The organism is Pantoea sp. SIMBA_079 (assembly GCF_046940275.1).
GTDB lineage: Bacteria > Pseudomonadota > Gammaproteobacteria > Enterobacterales > Enterobacteriaceae > Pantoea > Pantoea borealis.
Genome location: NZ_JAWRYR010000630.1, coordinates 1 through 253, shown reverse-complemented (window position 1 = coordinate 253; position 253 = coordinate 1). Strand labels below are relative to the sequence as shown.

The window sequence follows — 253 nt, the reverse complement described above, 5'->3', positions numbered from 1 at the left end:
AGGTGACGCAGATTCCCTACAGCCAGTTCGAGACCTACCTTGACGAGGGCAGGATAGCGGAGGTGGCGGTATCCGACCGCTTCATCCAGGGAACCTTCAAGCAGCCGGTCGACGGCCGGCCAATGTTCATCACCACCCGCGTCGAGCCCGACCTCGCACGTCAGCTTCAGGAGCGCGGCGTGGTGGTCACCGGTCAGATCGAAAGCACCTTCCTGCGCGACCTGCTGTCCTGGATCGTGCCAGTCCTCCTTAT

The 253-nt window shown here is 62.5% G+C and carries 1 protein-coding gene; it reads left to right on the top strand.

Annotation, left to right across the window (positions count from 1 at the left end; all coding sequences use genetic code 11):
- Positions 1–253: ATP-dependent metallopeptidase FtsH/Yme1/Tma family protein (locus SB719_RS21465; RefSeq protein WP_412159931.1), on the top strand; the 253-nt coding region annotated here is incomplete at both ends.